Below are 18,245 nucleotides of genomic sequence, written 5' to 3' on the forward strand. Positions count from 1 at the left end.
TGGAGTGAACCATGTCGCAGTTCGATATTCTGTTTCAGCCGTTGAACATCAACAAGCTGACCATACGTAATCGCATCGTCAGTACCGCGCACGCCGAAGTTTATGCCACCGATGGCGGTATGACCACCGAGCGCTACGTCAAATATTACGAAGAGAAAGCCAAAGGCGGCTGCGGGCTGTGCATTTGTGGTGGCTCCAGCGTGGTGGCGATTGATAGTCCGCAAAGCTGGTGGAGCTCGGTTAATTTGTCCACCGATCGAATTATTCCGCATTTTCAAAATTTGGCGGATGCGGTGCACAAGCATGGCGGCAGAATCATGATTCAAATTACCCACATGGGGCGTCGCTCGCGTTGGGACGGTGAAAACTGGCCGAACTTGATGTCGCCTTCAGGCATTCGTGAACCGGTGCACCGCGCCACCTGTAAAGTCATCGAGGAAGAGGACATCTGGCGTGTGGTGGGCGATTTTGCTAAAGCGGCAGTGCGCGCTAAAGAGGGCGGTCTTGACGGCGTTGAACTGTCAGCCGTGCATCAACATATGATTGACCAATTCTGGTCTCCACGTGTTAACCAACGCAGCGACCAGTGGGGCGGCAGTTTTGAAAACCGTATGCGTTTTGGCATGGAAGTGCTCAAAGCGGTACGCGCCGCAGTGGGTGACGATTTCGTGGTCGGCATGCGTATCGCCGGTGACGAGTTCCATCCTGATGGTCTTAATCATGACGACATGAAACAGATCGCCGCCTACTACGATGCCACTGGCATGGTCGATTATTTTGGCGTGGTCGGCTCAGGTTGTGATACCCACAATACACTGGCAAACGTAATTCCAAACATGAGTTACCCGCCAGAACCGTTTATTCACCTTGCCGCGGGTATTAAAGAGGTGGTGTCGGTGCCGGTGATTCACGCGCAAAACATCAAAGATCCCAATCAGGCCAAACGAATTTTAGAACAAGGCTATGTCGATTTTGTCGGCATGACCCGCGCCCATATCGCGGACCCGCATTTGATCACCAAAATCAAACTCAATCAAGTTGACCAAATTCGCCAATGTGTCGGGGCCAACTACTGCATTGACCGTCAATACATGGGCCTTGACGTGCTGTGTATTCAAAATGCCGCGACGTCGCGTGAATATATGGGCATGCCCCATCAAATCGAAAAGACCTCAGGTCAAATTCGCAATGTGGTCGTCGTTGGCGGCGGCCCGGGAGGATTGGAAGCGGCGCGCGTTGCTGCTGAGCGCGGCCACAAAGTCACGTTACTAGAGAAAAACAGCGAACTTGGCGGACAAGTCACCATTGCGGCCAAAGCGCCGCAGCGCGATCAGATGGCGGGCATTACCCGTTGGTTGGCGATGGAAGTTGACCGCCTCGGGGTCGAAGTGCTGCTCAATACCACAGTTAACGCTGAGATGATCGCAGAGCTTAACCCGGATGTGTGTATTCTCGCTACCGGCGGCACGCCTTTCCTTGAGCAAAACCCAAACTGGGGGGCTAAAGAGGGGTTGGTGGTCTCGACCTGGGACATTCTCAACGGCACTGTTGAAGCGGGCAAAAACGTACTGATTTACGACACCATTTGCGAGTTTTCCGGTATGTCGGCGGCGGATTATTTAACCTCTAAAGGCGCGCTGGTCGAGTTGGTGACTGACGACATCAAGCCGGGCATCGGCATCGGCGGTACGACTTTCCCGACCTATTACCGCAGCCTGTATGAAAAAGAAGTCATTATGACCCCAGATTTGATGCTGGAGAAAGTCTATCGCGAAGGTGACAAACTGGTCGCCGTGCTGGAAAACGAATACACCGGACAAAGAGAAGAGCGTGTGGTCGATCAAGTGGTGGTGGAAAACGGCACTCGTCCAAACGAAGCGCTGTATTACCAACTCAAAGCGCAATCGCGCAACGGTGGTCAAATCGATAATGAATCGCTGTTTGCCGCCAAACCACAGCCGGTACTGAGCGAATCGGGCGAGGGCATGATTTTATGGCGCCTTGGTGACTGCGTATCACAGCGTAACACTCATGCTGCCATTTACGACGCATTGCGCCTGTGTAAAGACTTGTAGTTAAGGGGCGGCAATGATTTTTGACTGGTTAATTCCCACCCTGCTGGTGGCAGTGATTGCGCTCGCAGTGCTTGGTATGGTTCGGCGTATTCGCCTATGGCGCGCCGGTCAACCTGAGCCTGTCGCCTTGGTCAAAGGCTTAATGGCGATGCCAAGACGCTATTTGGTCGACCTGCACCACGTGGTGTCGCGCGATAAAATGATGTCCCACACGCACGTGGCAACCGCTGGTGGCTTTGTGCTGTCGATGCTGCTGATCCTTGCGGTGCATCTGTTTGGCTTAACGGCGCAGTGGCTTAGCATCGCGCTGCTCGCATCCCTTGCGCTGATGACCGTTGGTGCAGGCTTTGTGTTCAAGCGCCGCCTCAATCCTCCCGCGCGTCTTTCCAAAGGGCCGTGGATGCGTTTGCCAAAAAGCCTGCTGACCTTTTCGGTGACGTTTTTTATTCTCACTTTACCCAGCGCTGGCGTACTGCCAGAGCATTTTGGTAACGGCGTCATCACCGCCATTCTCACTCTTGGGGTGGTGATAGGCCTTGGCGAATTACTGTTTGGTATGGCATGGGGCGGACCGATGAAGCACGCGTTTGCCGGTGCTTTGCACCTTGCGTTTCATCGCCGCCCAGAACGTTTTGCTGGTGGTCGCTCGACTGGGCTGAAAGCGCTCGACCTAAACGGGCAAAAACTCGGCGTTGAAAAGCCCAAAGATTTTAAATGGAATCAACTGCTGGGCTTTGATGCTTGCGTGCAGTGCGGTAAATGTGAAGCCATGTGCCCGGCGTTCGCCGCTGGTCAGCCACTCAACCCGAAAAAGCTGATCCAAGATATGGTGGTTGGGCTTGCGGGCGGAACCGACGCCAAATACGCCGGCAGTCCGTATCCGGGGCAAAGCGTTGGCAGCGCCTGCGGCGGCACCGATAAAGTGATCACCGAAGGGCTGATTAAAAACGAAACGCTGTGGTCATGCACCACTTGCCGCGCCTGTGTTGAAGAGTGTCCAATGATGATTGAGCACGTCGATGCCATCGTCGATATGCGCCGCTTTTTGACGCTGGAAAAAGGCGCCACGCCAAATAAAGGTGCCGAAGTGCTGGAAAATTTGATAGTGACCGACAACCCCGGCGGTTTGAATCCTAGCCATCGCATGAACTGGGCGGCGGACCAAGAGTTAGCGCTGATGAAACAGGTTCAGCAAGCCGAGGTGCTGTTTTGGGTCTCTGACGGCGCGTTTGATATGCGTAGCCAACGGATTTTACGCGCGTTTGTTAAAGTGCTTAAGCGCGCCAAGGTCAGCTTTGCCGTGCTTGGCGATGAAGAGCTCGACAGTGGTGACTTGGCTCGTCGCCTTGGCGATGACGCTACATTTCAGCGCTTGGCGAAGCGCAATATCGAAACGCTTAGCCGTTATCAATTTAAGCAAATTGTCACCACCGATCCGCACGCATTTCATTGTTTGAAAAACGAATATCCGGATTTTTACCCAAGCGGTGAGAAGCCAAATTATGAAGTGCTGCACCACACCACCTTTATCAACCGTTTAGTCAAAGCAGGCAAAATCACGCTCAATCCAATCAAAACGGCCAAAGTCACCTATCACGATCCATGTTATTTGGGACGATACAACGGTGAATACGACTCGCCGCGTGAGTTACTTGGCGCACTTGGTATTGAGTTGGTTGAAATGGAGCGCAGTGGTTTTCGTTCACGTTGCTGCGGCGGCGGTGGCGGTGCACCGATTACCGATATCCCTGGCGAGCGCCGCATTGCCGATATGCGCATGGACGACATTCGCGCCACTGGCGCAGAAATGGTCGCGGTGGGCTGTCAGCAATGCACCGCGATGCTCGAAGGGGTCGTCGAACCGCGCCCTGAAGTCAAAGACATTGCAGAAATGGTGGCAGAGGCGCTGGTGGAAGATAGCCAAGATGACACCGTGCAGATAGCGCCGGTGACGGCGAAAAACACGCCCAAAACCCAGCCCGCAGCCAAAACCGCCGAACTTGTGGCGAGCCGCGCGGCAGACTACTCGACAAGCCAGACGGCGAACGCATAGGAGAGAGTGATGAGTGACATAATTCGCCGTAACCCACGCCTTGAATGGATTGCGCGTAACCGTCTTCACCCCGAGCATCAAGCGCTGACCAGCAATACCGGCAAGGTGTTTGGTCCAACTGGGCTTTTGCGCCGCAATGTTCACGGCCAAGGCTTTATCGGTCCAAATGGCTTAAAGCGTATCGACCGCAGTAATCTGTCTCAGCCGATAAATCTTGGCAGTGTACGCCGTCAGGCTGCGAGCCAAGAACCGCTGCGCACGCCATATCAAGTGTATAATCCGGACCAATTTATTGTGGTGGTTCCCGATATGATTGGCGGGCGTTTGACGAGCCATGATTTGGACTTGCTGGGTCAAGCGCAGCAAATGAGTCAACATTTGGATGGCGAATGCGCGGTATTGGCGGTGGTGTTTGGTGAGCATCGCGAAGATCGCTTTGCCGATGCCGGAGTGGATCGCCTGCTGCACATTACGGGTTCTGAGTTTCAAGGTTATGTGCCCGAGCGCAAAGTGGCACTACTGGAAGAGTTGGAAGCGCAGCTGGTGGCAACCTTTTGGTTGTTTCCCGATGGCAGCGGCGAGGGTTATGAGTTGGGTCGCCGCTTTAGCGCGCGGATTGGCGTACGCCCGGCGACGCAAGTATGGCGCGCCGACAGTAAACGCTGTATTGGTCGCGGCGCTGCGGGTTTACTCGATGTGGAACGCGACACCCCAAAAGTGCTGCTAATGCTGGAAGAGTGCGCGATGCCGATTGATGAAACCCGTCATCAAGCGCTGCCAATAAGCCTTGCTAAAACACCTGATTTGGACTCGAAAATCCACGATCTTGGCTTTATCGATGTCGACCCCAGTACCATCGCCCTTGGCGAAGCGGAATTCATTTTGTCCGCTGGCAACGGCGTACACGATTGGTCGCTGTTTCATGAAACCGCCAAAGTGCTCGGCGCCACGGAAGGAGCGAGCCGCGTAGCGGTCGACGACGGCCATATGCCGCGTGAGCGCCAAGTCGGCGCAACCGGCACTTGGGTAACTGCAAGGGTATATGTGGCGGTTGGCATTTCCGGTGCAGTGCAACATCTGCAAGGCATCGGCGGCTGCGATAAAGTCATCGCGATCAATACCGATTTAGGCTGCGACATGGTTAAACGCGCTGCGCTGAGTGTCATTGCTGACAGCAGTGAAGTCATGCGCGAACTGGTGGCGCTTATTGAAGCCTATCGTCAACAGGAGGCTCGTCATGCCGCATAACCCATCTGAACCTGAATTGAGTGTTTGTGTGTTGGTTTCCATCGGTCAGCATCCCAGTTCGGAGCGTGCACGCCGCGCGCCAACCGATGCCAGAGCGGTAGAAATGGGGCTTGAGTTAGCCCCCGCTGAATTGCAAGTGCTGCATGTCGGTGACCCTTATGATCAAGCGCTACGCAGTTATGCTGGCATGGGGCTCGATTCGCTGCGCGTGATTGAGCAAGGTGAGTACGACGATGTGCTCAATAGCTTGTTGCATTATTTTTCCTCCGATCTCCCCGACATCATTTTCACTGGCGTGCGCGCCGAGCGCGGCGAGTCATCGGGCATGTTGCCGTATCTGCTTGGCGAATGTTTAGGCTGCACTGTAGTGAGTGGGATTGCTCAAGTGCTCTGTATTGAAAATGGCTTTGCCGAGGTATTGCAAGCTCAGCCACGCGGTCAGCGGCGCAAGCTTAAAGTGCCATTGCCGTTTGTCGCCAGCGTCGATATGGCCGCCGCCGCGCCGCGGCAAAGTGCGTTTGGCAGCGGAAGCCGAGCCAAGATTGACATCGAACAGATTCATGCTGCGCTGGTCGATAGCGAAGCGCTCGACTGGCAGTGGAGCCCGGCGCGTAATCGGCCGAAACGGCTCAAAGTGGTCAAAGCTAAATCAGCGGCTGATCGCCTTAAAGCCGCGACCCAAAAATCCGCCAGCAGCAGCGGGCAAGTGCTGCGGGATATGCCCGCTGGTGAGATGGCGCAGGCGGTCTTTGATTTGCTGCTTGAAGAGGGCGTGGTGCGTTAAACGGCATTGGGTTGCTCGTTGGCTTTACGCGCTAAATCACTTTGAGTCGCTCGTCATCTCTCGCTGCGAGGGATGACATTTATCGTAGTAAATCATTTAGTTAACTGAATGATTCTTATAGGTAAACCCGTTTATTTAAGTAAGGCTGTTTTTTCAAGTAAACAATAGGAAGTTCTTTTCACCTGCGCGCAAATAACGCCGGGTGAAAATCTCAGGAGAGACACTAATGAAAGACGTGTTACACAACAAAGCCATTGGCCGCGGTGCACCGCGCAAAGGCCCATATGCTACCGATTATGTGGTGGGTCAAGATAACGTAAAGTTGCTTGGACTTGATGTTCATAATCCGGTATTTGGTATTTCAGCAGGCTTGATCCTGCTGTTTATCGTTATGACCCTGCTGTTCCCAGCTGGCAGCAAAACACTGTTGATGGGGGCGCGAACCTGGTCAATCGAAAATTTTGACTGGCTGTTTATGATCGGCTGTAACCTGTTCGTGCTGTTTTGCTTGGCGCTCATCGTTCTACCGGTTGGCAAAATTCGCCTTGGCGGTGAAACCGCGACGCCAGATTACTCGACCCTGTCGTGGTTTTCGATGCTGTTTGCTGCGGGCATGGGGATTGGCCTGATGTTTTGGAGTGTGGCCGAGCCGGTGGCGTATTACACCGATTGGTATGGCACACCGCTTAATGTTGCGGCGCGCACCGAAGCGGGCAGAGAGCTTGCGCTCGGCGCTACCATGTTCCACTGGGGATTACACCCATGGGCTATTTATGCGGTTGTGGGTCTCGCGCTGGCATTTTTCGCTTATAACAAAGGTTTGCCACTCACCATTCGCTCTGCATTTTACCCTTTACTTGGCAATCGTTGTTGGGGGCCAATTGGTCACGTGATTGATATTTTGGCGGTGCTGGCAACGATTTTCGGCTTGGCGACCTCACTTGGCCTTGGGGCTCAACAAGCCGCCAGTGGTCTGAACTTTTTGTTTGGTGTTGCCAATGATCTCACCACTCAAGTTGGGTTTATCATTGTGGTGACGGCAATTGCGATGTTTTCGGTTGCCCGCGGATTGGACGGTGGAGTAAAAATACTCAGTAATATCAACATGGTGATTGCCGCAGCTTTGATTGCGTTGCTTATTGTCGTTGGTCCAACGCTGAGTATTTTCGCCTCGCTTGGCACAGTTACCGCCAGTTATGTGGAAAACATCATTCCATTGTCGAATTGGATTGGCCGTGACGACAGTACTTGGTTTCACGGTTGGACGGTATTTTATTGGGCGTGGTGGGTCTCTTGGTCACCGTTTGTCGGCATGTTTATCGCTCGAGTATCCAAAGGTCGCACCGTGCGTGAGTTTGTGATTGCAGTACTACTGATTCCAACCGTCGTGACCATAGTATGGATGGCGGTGATGGGCGGTACGGCCATGGAGCAAGCCAGCAACGGTATTGGTCAACTGGCAACCGGTATCAGCGATGTCGCGCAGGCGATGTTCCAAATGTTTGAGAATTTACCACTGAGCGGTTTTCTTTCTGTGGTGGGTATTGTGTTGGTGCTGGTGTTCTTTGTCACCTCATCGGATTCTGGCTCGCTGGTGATTGACAGCATTACCGCCGGCGGCAAGTTGGATGCGCCCGTACCGCAACGTTTGTTCTGGGCATCGGTTGAAGGGGTGATTGCATGTGCGCTGCTGGTTGGCGGGGGTAACGAGGCGTTAACCGCGCTGCAAGCTGGCGCGATTACCACCGGTTTACCATTTACTGTGGTGCTGATTTTGATGTGCTTTAGCCTCTATCGCGGACTGCGCGAAGAGTTAAACTAACCCACAAATTTAGCATCAAAACCATCGCGGCTTGCCATCATATCGGTAAGCCGCGATATTGTCGTTTAAGCGCTTGAGTATCAAGATAAGGATGTTGTTATGATGTACGCTAATTTGGTGGATTTAGAGGATTTTAGCGCCAAGTTAATCGAACTTGGCGTTGAGGTTGCACCCCGCGCCGATTTTGAGCAAGTGCAGCAGGCGTTGTCTTGCTGGTTACAAAAGGCATCGAGCGAGCAGCTCACGGCCTTTGACCGCGCGAATAGAGAACTTGCAGACAATGCAGAAGTGCTGCCACAAGTGGCGCAGTTAATGGCTCGCAGATAAATGCGGGCGTGGTGGCCGACATTTCTGTTTGCTGCTTAGCCTAATAAAAAAGCCTCGCGAGAGCGAGGCAAACAGTGAAAAACACAACTTTTTATTTATCAGCACGCTTCTATACCCAAAGTACTTGGAGTTGCAGGTAGGCGGCAAGTGAGTGAGGCCCCATGAGCATAGATAACTATGTGATTGGGGTGAACGAACATAGCCAACACCGCTGCAGCTTCAAGTAAGACGGGTATAATCAGCACTATTTGGTTTTGCTGAATGAGCTAATTGTGCTGAGTACACTTTGTGAATACCAATCAAGGAAATTGATCACGCCAAACTCGTAAGTAGTGGAGTAAGGGCCTGGCTGATAGCTCAGTGAGTTAATGCCGCGTTGGTTCTCTTCGCCTAAAACTCGGTCTTGGTCATTGGTGGCATCCCACACTTGGCGTAGGCGCTCAGGGTCGTAGTCAACGCCTTCAACCGCGTCTTTGTGCACAAACCATTTGGTGGTCACCAAGCTTTCTTGCGCAGAAATTGGCAACACGCGGAACACGATAAAGTGATCGCTTTGCATGTGGTTCCAAGAATTGGGTAAATGCAGAATACGCATCGAGCCAAGCTGACGGTTTTTGATTCGACCGAGCAATTTGGTGCAGCCTTGCGAGCCGTCAATGGTCATGACTTCGGTGCCTTGTTTGAGTGGCATGCGCACAATACGGTTACGATGACCAAACGATTTATGCTGGTGAGGAATGTTTTCTGCATCCCACGCCGCGGCTTGGGTGGCGTAGTAATCAAGGAAATCTTGCGGCGCGCGTGGGTCGTTAGTGTCGTCCCATTCAAGCAGGGTGTTAAGCAGTTCTGGGTGGCTGCCCGCACAGTGGTAGCACTCGCGGTTGTTTTCAATCACCAGCTTCCAGTTGGCTTTTTCATACATGTTGGACTCAACCGCCAGCTTAGTGTTGTCGACATCATAGGGTTCCATGTATTCCTCAAGGGTAGCGAGAAACTCTTCAAAGTCATTTTCTGGGGCTTGGTCAGACAGGCAGATAAAGATAAATCCACCGGCTACTTTGCACTGTGCCGCTTTAAGGCCGTGCTGCTTCATGTCAAAGCCGTCACCCATTTCAGTGCCTGCAAACAACAGGTTGCCTTTGGTGTCATAGGTCCATTGGTGATACGGACAGACTAAGTTGGCGACTTTGCCACGATGTTCAAGGCAAATACGTGAACCGCGGTGGCGGCAGGTGTTGTGAAACGCGTTTACCGAGCCATCGGCAGCGCGCACGATAAGAACTGGGTTTTGGCCGATTTCGACGGTGAAATAGTCGCCTTTGGTTGGAATCTCACTGCTCATACCGACAAACAACCACTCCTTCTGAAACACCTCTTCCATATCGATGCGAAACAGGTAAGGGTCGTTGTATAGAGGTTGCGGCAGTGAATAATTAGCATCACGCTCCTCAAGTAAGCGGGTCATGTTTTCTCGTGCGCTGTCGATGCAGGAGTAGTTGAGGTTAAGCAAATCGTTTTGTGTCATTTGAGCTATCTTCCCGTGTTCAATGTATCTGCCCGAATGGGCGTCCGTGCTTCAACGACTTACCCCTAACCACAGGTTATGGGGAAGGTGTTTGAGCCAATATCCTGCCTATCTGTAATGATATTGACGATTCTGTTCGCGACATAAAACCATGCTGTTTGAGACATAAAACCGCAGGCTTTGAAACAAGCGATGATGAAAATTCTTTAAGTGGGAGTTTTTGGATAAGTTAATGTCGTGAAAAGACAAATGCTGCGCCGCCGTCCATTGAACAATAAGCGCAATCTCTACTTGGTTTCGGTCGGATCAGGTTTCGGTCGGATTAAGTGCTATTTGCCGATATCGATGACCAAGTCAAAGCACAAGCATCGGTGTGCAAAGGATTGTATTAGTTAAGGACTGTGTTGGTTTCAGTGTGAACTCGCTTAGCCACGCATTTTCTCCGTCTCGATAGGAGCGAGCCAGATGAGCAACGCCAATATTTCCGTTGTTAATAACGACGCGTTCATGCCTGTGACCACTCAAACTTGGAGTAATGGTCGTCACGTGGTTCGCTGTGTCAAAGCCATTCAAGAAACGTGGGATACTCGCACCTACTGCTTTATGGCTGAGCAGCCGATTATGTTCTTCTTTAAGCCCGGGCAGTTTGTCACTTTAGAGCTTGAAATTAACGGCGAACAAGTGTTTCGCTCGTACACCATTTCCAGCTCTCCTTCGGTGCCATACAGCTTTTCGATCACCGTGAAACGTGTACCTGGCGGGTTGGTGTCTAACTGGCTGCATGACAATCTCGATGTCGGCATGGAGCTGGCTGCGCACGGGCCCGTCGGTCAGTTCAACAGTATTGATTATCCGTCAGAGAAAGCGCTGTTTTTATCCGGTGGCGTAGGTATTACGCCGGTGATGTCGATGGCGCGCTGGGCATACGATACCAATACCGACATCGATATGGTGTTTGTTCATAGCGCGCGTACGCCGCGCGATATCATATTTCGCCACGAGCTGGATTTTATGTCGTCGCGAATTTCCAATTTTCACTTGCACTTGATTTGCGAGCGAATTGAATCGGGCCAAGAGTGGGCTGGTTATCGCGGCTTTTTTGACAGTGCCAAGCTGCAGATCATGGTGCCTGATTTTCTTGAGCGCGAAGTGTTTTGCTGTGGGCCAGCGCCTTACATGCAAGCGGTTCGAGCGCTTTTGGAAAGTCATGGCTTTGATATGCGCCGCTATCATGAAGAGTCGTTTGGGGCGACGCCGGAAACCGTTGAAGAGCAAGCAGCGCAAGACGCGGAAGCCGCCGAAGAAGCCGCGGAAGCCATGCATCCTAGCGAACTGCTAGAAGTGATGTTTATCGATACTGATAAAAGCGCGCTGGTGGCGCCGGGTGAAACCGTGCACGCCGCAGCAGCCAAAGCGGGGATTCATATACCTAAAGCGTGCGGGATGGGCATTTGTGGTACCTGTAAAGTCAAACGCGTAGAAGGTGAGGTCGAAATGGCGCACAACGGCGGTATTACCGATGAAGATGTTGAAGAAGGATATATTCTTTCTTGCTGTAGCGTGCCACTTACCAATGTGAAAGTTGAGTTCTAATCTTTAATTTAACTCAATCTGATATAAACAAAGCCGAGCTAATGCTCGGCTTTTTCATGCTTTATTACCGTAGTGTGAGTCATAAAAATAGCGTTTGTTTAGTTTGACTCTTCATCCCTTTTACTGAGAAGGTTTTGATTTTATCTTGTTGTATTAAAAGATTTTTATTTCAAACTTGATGTGGTTAATGATTGAGCGATCACAATCTTTTACGTCAGTGGTCGTCAAGATGAGAGCTTATTATCATAAGCCAATCTACGCGATGTTCTTTTACGGTTTTTTCTGTATGAAATATTGGTGCTGTATTTATAAAACAATATTTCATAAGGATAATAAATGAAAGTGCCAAACGAGATTGTATTATTATTTGCCGCCACAAGTTTAGGACTGACCGGTTGCCAAGCCGATGTCGATCCAGATTCGAGCACCGATACTGGCAGTGAATCGAGCGTAATGAGTGCGCCTTATGTGCCCACGTTGGCTTATGATGACACCAGTGTCACTCTGGTATGGGACAAACCCGACGATTACAGCGATATTGTCGACTATCGCGTCTATATGAATGGCCAGTCGCTTGGCCTTGCTAGCGACAACAATACCGAGTTCAACCCAGCCAAACCTTACATCGATGTATTTGAGCAACAAGACAGCGATAACTTTCACCATCAAACCACTTATTTAAACTTCAAAGTCACCGATTTAACGCCCGCAACCGGTTATCAATTTAGCGTGGCGGCGGTGCACAGTGACGGTCAAGAATCCACGCCAAGCCCTGTGGTAAGCGTAACGACCGCAAGTTTTAGCCAAGTGGTGGATATCACCGATTATGGTGCCCTTGGTGATGGTTCCACCCTCAATACCAGCGCGATTCAAAGCGCGATAGATGCTTGTGCCGCAAGCTCGACTTCCGCATACGGCTGTAAGGTGGTGGTGCCTGCCGATGACAGCAATGGCGCAGTGTTTGTCACCGGGGCGCTATTTCTTGCCAGTAACATGACCTTTGAAATCGAAACTGGCGCCACTTTACAAGGCTCGCAAAGCAGCGAGGATTATCCGCTCAGTCAGGGCTACCAGCTTTACAGCTATCGCACCAACTCCACTGACTCTCGGCGTCCGCCATCGTTACTTAACGTGCTCAGTAGCGATCATATGAACACCACCAATGACACTCAAGATGGTTATGATCATCGACGTGGTGTGTTTGAAAACATTCGCGTCACTGGTGGCGGTACGCTGGATGGTAGCGGTTGGCAAGTGAGCGGAGAGACTGCTGATGAAGCGGGCAACACCTTGCCTTATCACGCGCCCGGCAGCCGCGAAAAAGTCTACACCTTAGGTGTACTGGCCAAAAATCAAATGGTGGCGGGTTATCAAGAGTTTTATCCTGAGTGGGATGGCGATGTCTCGACAGTCGAATATCAAGAGCAGATCAACCGAGACCTGTATTCAAATCGCCGCTCCAGCCTTGCCACGTTTCGCGGTGTCACCAACTTATACTTTGGCGAGTTGACACTGCATAACCCGGCATATCACGGCATCATGTTCTTGGAAAACGAAAACACCGTGTTTGCTTACACCACCACTCAAACCTTTGATATCAACAACGCCGATGGGGTTGAGTTTGGTAATAGCTCCGATTTTCTGGTGTTCGCTAACTTTATTGATAGTGGCGATGACTGCATCAACTTCGCCGCCGGGCAAGGTGCCGATTACGATTCCTCGCTCGACGATGTCAACCCAACGCAAGGTGGCTGGGTATTTAATAACTACACCCGCGAAGGCCATGGGGTGCTAGTGGCAGGCAGCCACACTGGTGCGTGGATTGAAGACATCTTGGCTGAAGAGAACGTTGCGTTTATGACCGATAACGGCTTGCGCCTGAAAAGTACCCCTGCAACCGGCGGCGGTGCGCGCGATATCGTATTTCGTGACAACGCGATGAAAGACATCGGCACGGATAATACTCATGAGATCAACGGCGTAGAAATCGACAATCGTGGCGGTAAAGGTAACGGCTTTATTTTTACGCTCAGTTACAGCGCAGGAGACAACGTATATACCAATGCTGACAGTGCAGCGTATTTTCACGACATCACAGTGCAAAACGTCACACTTGATAACGTTGATGCCAGTGCGTCGGCGAAAGCGGTCATTCACAGCGATGCTTACGATGGTAGTGACAGCAGTTTGGATTATGCGGCCAATTATCACCAAAATATCGTCTTTGACCACGTTGCGATTCGCAACAGCAAAGTCACCGACATTAGCCGCTTTAAGGATGCAACTTTTAGCCATGTGAGTTTTGAAAATTGGGAATCGGGTTATGACTCACCTTGGCAGATAAGTGATTCAGAAAACGTCACGTTTGACGACGTGACGCCGCAACCGCAGGAGGAGTAACCCGCATCTTTTGATTAAAAGAGCAAAAGGGAAGGAGCAACCTTAGGACAAATGGGGGATAAGGTTGCTCCTTAGGGGGAGTGTGTGAATATTGGTCAATATTAATAATAAAAACATGACCTTAAACACGATTAGCATTGAGCTAACCGTCTGTCAGGGGAGGCCAATTAACTCACTGCTACCAAATAGAATAAGTCCGCGTAGTTCTAAAGGGGTGTCTTAATTGTGATAATTATTAGGGGCTTATCATTAATCTGTTCAACGCTTGAATGGGATTTTTGAAACTGAGAATGAGGAAAAAATGTCCAGCGCTGACTTGCGTCTGTCACAGGTGACTAGTTCAGAGTTACCGCATAGTGGATGTTTAGTTGAGATTGTAGGCGATGTGATTGATGCCAGTACCCATTTTTATGTGATTGAGGTGATAAAAAAGGACGAGACGCCCTTTTTATCTTTATCGCACTGAAGCTAAACAGCCGCTTTGGGTTTATATAGAGATTTTTGCTGATACATGGCTTGATCGGCTTCAGACAATAGCTGTTTCACATTGGTACTTTGACCATGGTAAAAGGTATAGCCGATGCTCAGCGATGGCTGGATCTGCTCTTCACCCCAATGCAATACATGCCCTTCAAGCGCTTGACGTATTTTATGAATCACCACTTCAACGTTCTCGACAGTAGCGACATTTTGCAGCTGAACAATGAATTCATCGCCGCCAAATCTGGCTACCGTGTCACTGTTACGAACGCAGCCTTGCAGTTCCTTTGCGACATGTTTGAGCAGCTCATCTCCCGCTTCATGACCGAGTTCGTCATTAACGCGCTTAAAGTCATTGAGGTCGATATTCAGTAGGGCAAACGGCTGCGGTGTATCGCTGGGTTTCATCTGCTTATTCAATAGCGACAGCATAAAGCGTCGATTAGGTAGGCGAGTGAGTTCATCATGCAGCGAGGCTTTGTGCACGCGGCGATAGTTGCGATAGTGCAAAAACATAATGGTGTAGAGCAGAAAGGCCACACTATAGCCAAAAAAGTTGACAATCAGGCGTGTATCTTGGATATGTTCCATATCCGATAAGTTAAATTTGGCCGCCATTTCCCAACTGCCATTGGGGAGCATCACCGAGTACAATACATCGGGTCCTTCAAAGATGGTGTTATCGCCATAAAATACGCGTTCTGTTGAGTTCGATGCAGACGGTTGACGCAAGGCAATTTGCGCGCCACTGAAATCTTTGATCCCAATATCTTCCAGCAGCTTTTCGTAATCCATGACTACGCTAACGGTCCCCCAATAAGTTTGATTTATGGGATAGTCAGAGAAAATCGGGTAACGGGCAATCAGCCCGGTGCCACCTTGGACCAAAGTCAACGGCCCATCAATGATCACTTGCTGGGTTTGCTTGGCTAGCAGTACAGTACGCAGTTGATTGGGTTGAGTACGAAAATCAAACCCAATCGCCCCTTCATTGCCCTCAATTGGATAGACTTTGCTGATGACATTATTCGGCGCCAGACCGACGTTGCGCACAAAGCGGGCTTTTTGTAGCAGTTTGGCGGCAATGGTTTGCCAATTATCCGTGGCAAATTTGGGATCAATAGTGACGACGGTTGCCAAGCTGTCGGCAAGGTAAGTATCCATAAATAGCGTGGCTTCAAATTTGGAGCGAACTAAGGCGAGGTTCTTAGTCACAACTCGCTCAACTTTGGCGGTTTCATTGTTAACAAAGTAGCCGGAGAGGCCGTTAATGATGCTAACCGCGAGCACGATAAACACCACCGACAACAATGAAAACAGCAAGTTATTCTTTCTAATTGTGTTTGAAAACATGATTTTCTCAGCTAAAGCATTCGAATTAGAGAACAGCGTTCACCCTGCATAATTAGTACCAGAAGATCAATCACTTTCTGTTAGCTTAGTCAAAAAGTCACCGTTTGAATCCGCAAACACGCTTTTTACGGAGTTTAGAGAAATGGGAGAGGGAAGTTATTGAGCTCAATTTACATCAAGTTGACTGTGTATAACTGCTGCTAGTGCTTGGATTTGTTGCTCGATTTGAGGTGTTAAGCCGTAGCCAAAATTGACTCTTAAACAGTGGTCAAACCGCGAATCGGTTGAAAATAGATAGCCGGGTACAAAGCTGATTGACTGGCTGGTGGCGAGTTCAAATAGGGCTCGCGTTGAGCCAGCTGTATTTGGTAGTGATACCCATAAGACATAGCCCCCTTCTGGCATGGATACTTGTGTGCCGATTGGAAAGTGCTCAAGTATTGTGTGCCGCATTTTGTCTCGATATTCACGCAGTTTGCTGGTCAGACGCCGAAGGTGAGCATCATAGCCACCGTTACTGAGAAACTCTGCAATCGCGGCTTGGGGGTATATAGCGGTGGTTTTGGTCATTGAATGTTTTAGAGCGGCAATCTGCGCCTGCCAACCGCTAGCCGCTATCCAGCCAATTCGAATTCCTGGCGCTAAGGTTTTTGTAAAACTGCTGCAAAGGATGACATGTGGACTAAAAGCTCGTAGTGGCCTTGGTCTTGAACGTCCAAAATGCACATCTCCATAGACGTCATCTTCAATCACCGCGACATGGTGACGTTCAGCAATCGTCACTAAAGCCTGTTTATCGCTGTCTGTAAGTAGCGCGCCATCAGGGTTGTTAAAATTGGCGGTATAAACCAAAGCAGTGGGGTGGTGAGTGATACATTGCTGATCAAGATGTTCAACACTTTGAATTTCGATACAGTTCAATCCTAACTCGCGAGCCAGTTCCAACATGAAAAAGTAGGTTGGCGTTTGGACGAGAATGTTGTCACCTGGCTGGGTTATGGCTCGTAGTGCTAAAGACAGTGACTCTAAACCGCCATGGGTGATGAGGAGCTCAGTTCGCTCAAAACTGCATCCGTAGGCCAAGGCACGACGTTGAATCTGTTCTATCAGTGGTGAATAGCCTTGTCCGCTTACATAACCGCCAAGTAACTCTGGGTGGCGGTATATTTGCTGACGCATGATTTGGCTGAGGCGCTTTACGGGATAGAGATCGATATGGCCGTTTGACAGAGTTAGTCCACTGCGTTCATGAAGGCGGAGTTGCTGTAGGTGATATTGCTTGTTGTGGTTGAGCGGTTGGTGAATCATTGGCTGTCGGGGACACTTGTTGTCAATACGGCGCACGTAATAACCAGAACGAGGTTTAGCAGTGACTAAAAGCTGATCTTCGAGGCGACGCAAAGCATTCATAACGGTTAGCGCACTGGTTTTATATTCGGCGGCTAATTGACGAATTGAAGGCAACTTTGCGCCGGGTGCGACATGTCCCAATTCAATTGCATGCCTAAGTTGCTCGGCAATCTGTTGGTATAGTGGGAGTCGGCCCATCTCTCGCTCGCTTAACAGTCACTAAAAATCTGTTATACAACAGATAGCTAAGATCTGTAACTATTTCCTTGCTCCACAATTGATTAGCGTTATGCAGATAGATTTAACGTCAATGCTGAGGAGAAAAGGAATTATGGACTATTCGTTAACCATTATTGTATTGCTGTTTACGATAGCGGTACTGGCAGGATGCATCGATGCATTGGCGGGTGGAGGAGGACTTATCACTATTCCGACCTTGCTGTTATGTGGTGTTCCACCAGTGGCGGCGATTGCGACCAATAAACTCGGAGGGGTCGGGGGATCGCTAGCGGCAACGGTGCATTTTATTCGTTGTGGTGAGTTAGAGCTGCATAAAGTCAAATTAACGATAGTCACCAGTTTCATCGGCGCAATACTGGGCGGCGTATTACTGACTTGGCTTGATAGTCGGTTTCTAGCTACCGTTGTCCCTGTACTTTTAATTGGCTTCGCGCTGTATTTCTTATTTTCTCCGAATCTTGGTGAATTAGACGCCAAACCTTGGACTAGCTCCTTCGTCTATGCGTTGACGCTAGCGCCTTTAATTGGATTCTATGACGGATTTTTTGGCCCAGGTACAGGCGCTTTCTTAGCCATTTCTTTGGTATTACTTCGCGGTTTCAATTTAGTTAAAGCCACCGCGTATGCCAAACTTCTCAATTTTTGTAGCAATTTAGCGGCGCTGAGCTATTTCATTATTGATGGCTCTCTGATTTGGCCAATAGGTATCGCGATGTTTATTGGCCAAGTTATTGGTGGTTCACTAGGGGCGAGATGGGTTCTACGTAGTGGTCGACGGTTGATTAAAATCGCGATGGTGTTGGTGACCACCGCCATTTCAAGCAAATTGATGTTCTTCAGTTAATGATGGATACAAAAAGAAGATAAATAAAATGACCCTGGTGCCATTAAACATTTGAGTCGGAAAATCATTCAAATACCATGTATTATTTACATTAAATTCGTCTGATTAAATAAATAATTAAATGTTAACTTGTTGATGACGTTTAATTAAC

General features: G+C 50.0%; 12 protein-coding genes. 9 read left to right on the forward strand and 3 right to left on the reverse strand.

Going from position 1 to position 18,245, the window contains the following annotated elements; all coding sequences use genetic code 11:
* Nucleotides 1-11 precede the first annotated feature (11 nt).
* The 6 genes from dgcA (at nt 12) to BLS03_RS19395 (ending at nt 8,309) form a co-directional block, all read left to right on the forward strand.
* A complete protein-coding gene (gene dgcA / locus BLS03_RS19370) occupies nt 12-2,075 on the forward strand; it encodes a dimethylglycine demethylation protein DgcA (protein WP_093277957.1) in 2,064 nt (687 codons plus the stop codon).
* Nucleotides 2,076-2,088: 13 nt separating this feature from the next.
* On the forward strand, nt 2,089-4,128 hold the full coding sequence (locus BLS03_RS19375) for a (Fe-S)-binding protein (RefSeq protein ID WP_281241244.1): 2,040 nt from the start codon (nt 2,089-2,091) through the stop codon (nt 4,126-4,128).
* Nucleotides 4,129-4,137: 9 nt separating this feature from the next.
* Nucleotides 4,138-5,376 carry an electron transfer flavoprotein subunit alpha gene (gene etfA / locus BLS03_RS19380; RefSeq protein WP_093277958.1) on the forward strand — a complete coding sequence of 413 codons (1,239 nt, stop codon included), beginning with the start codon at nt 4,138-4,140 and terminating at the stop codon, nt 5,374-5,376.
* Complete coding sequence (gene etfB, locus BLS03_RS19385; RefSeq protein ID WP_093277960.1) at nt 5,366-6,160, forward strand: electron transfer flavoprotein subunit beta; 795 nt, start codon at nt 5,366-5,368, stop codon at nt 6,158-6,160. The genes etfA and etfB overlap by 11 nt, the downstream gene beginning before the upstream one ends.
* 253 nt (nt 6,161-6,413) lie before the next feature.
* Nucleotides 6,414-7,982: a BCCT family transporter gene (locus tag BLS03_RS19390; protein ID WP_425445120.1), complete on the forward strand. Its 1,569-nt coding sequence runs from the start codon at nt 6,414-6,416 to the stop codon at nt 7,980-7,982.
* 99 nt (nt 7,983-8,081) lie between these two features.
* Nucleotides 8,082-8,309, forward strand: coding sequence for a hypothetical protein (locus BLS03_RS19395; RefSeq protein ID WP_093277963.1), 228 nt, complete (start codon nt 8,082-8,084; stop codon nt 8,307-8,309).
* Between the two features lie 244 nt (nt 8,310-8,553).
* Here BLS03_RS19395 and BLS03_RS19400 read toward each other — a convergent pair whose 3' ends face one another.
* Nucleotides 8,554-9,834, reverse strand: coding sequence for an aromatic ring-hydroxylating oxygenase subunit alpha (locus tag BLS03_RS19400; protein ID WP_093277965.1), 1,281 nt, complete (start codon nt 9,832-9,834; stop codon nt 8,554-8,556).
* A 465-nt stretch (nt 9,835-10,299) separates the two neighbouring features.
* Between BLS03_RS19400 and BLS03_RS19405 the strand changes: the two genes are divergently transcribed.
* Together BLS03_RS19405 and BLS03_RS19410 are read left to right on the forward strand one after the other, a co-directional pair.
* Nucleotides 10,300-11,427, forward strand: a complete 1,128-nt coding sequence (locus BLS03_RS19405) for an FAD-binding oxidoreductase (RefSeq protein ID WP_093277979.1) — start codon at nt 10,300-10,302, stop codon at nt 11,425-11,427.
* A gap of 336 nt (nt 11,428-11,763) precedes the next feature.
* Nucleotides 11,764-13,827, forward strand: a complete 2,064-nt coding sequence (locus tag BLS03_RS19410) for a glycosyl hydrolase family 28 protein (protein ID WP_093277981.1) — start codon at nt 11,764-11,766, stop codon at nt 13,825-13,827.
* Nucleotides 13,828-14,295: 468 nt separating this feature from the next.
* Here the strand turns inward: BLS03_RS19410 and BLS03_RS19415 are convergent, their stop codons facing one another.
* Complete coding sequence (locus tag BLS03_RS19415) at nt 14,296-15,660, reverse strand: diguanylate cyclase domain-containing protein (protein WP_093277983.1); 1,365 nt, start codon at nt 15,658-15,660, stop codon at nt 14,296-14,298.
* 165 nt (nt 15,661-15,825) lie between these two features.
* Complete coding sequence (locus BLS03_RS19420) at nt 15,826-17,208, reverse strand: aminotransferase-like domain-containing protein (protein WP_093277985.1); 1,383 nt, start codon at nt 17,206-17,208, stop codon at nt 15,826-15,828.
* Nucleotides 17,209-17,341: 133 nt separating this feature from the next.
* Here BLS03_RS19420 and BLS03_RS19425 point away from each other — a divergent pair, with 133 nt between their 5' ends.
* Nucleotides 17,342-18,094, forward strand: a complete 753-nt coding sequence (locus tag BLS03_RS19425) for a TSUP family transporter (RefSeq protein ID WP_093277987.1) — start codon at nt 17,342-17,344, stop codon at nt 18,092-18,094.
* Nucleotides 18,095-18,245: the final 151 nt, after the last annotated feature.

The sequence above is a fragment of the Vibrio xiamenensis genome, from assembly GCF_900100015.1.
Classification (GTDB): Bacteria; Pseudomonadota; Gammaproteobacteria; order Enterobacterales; family Vibrionaceae; genus Vibrio; species Vibrio xiamenensis.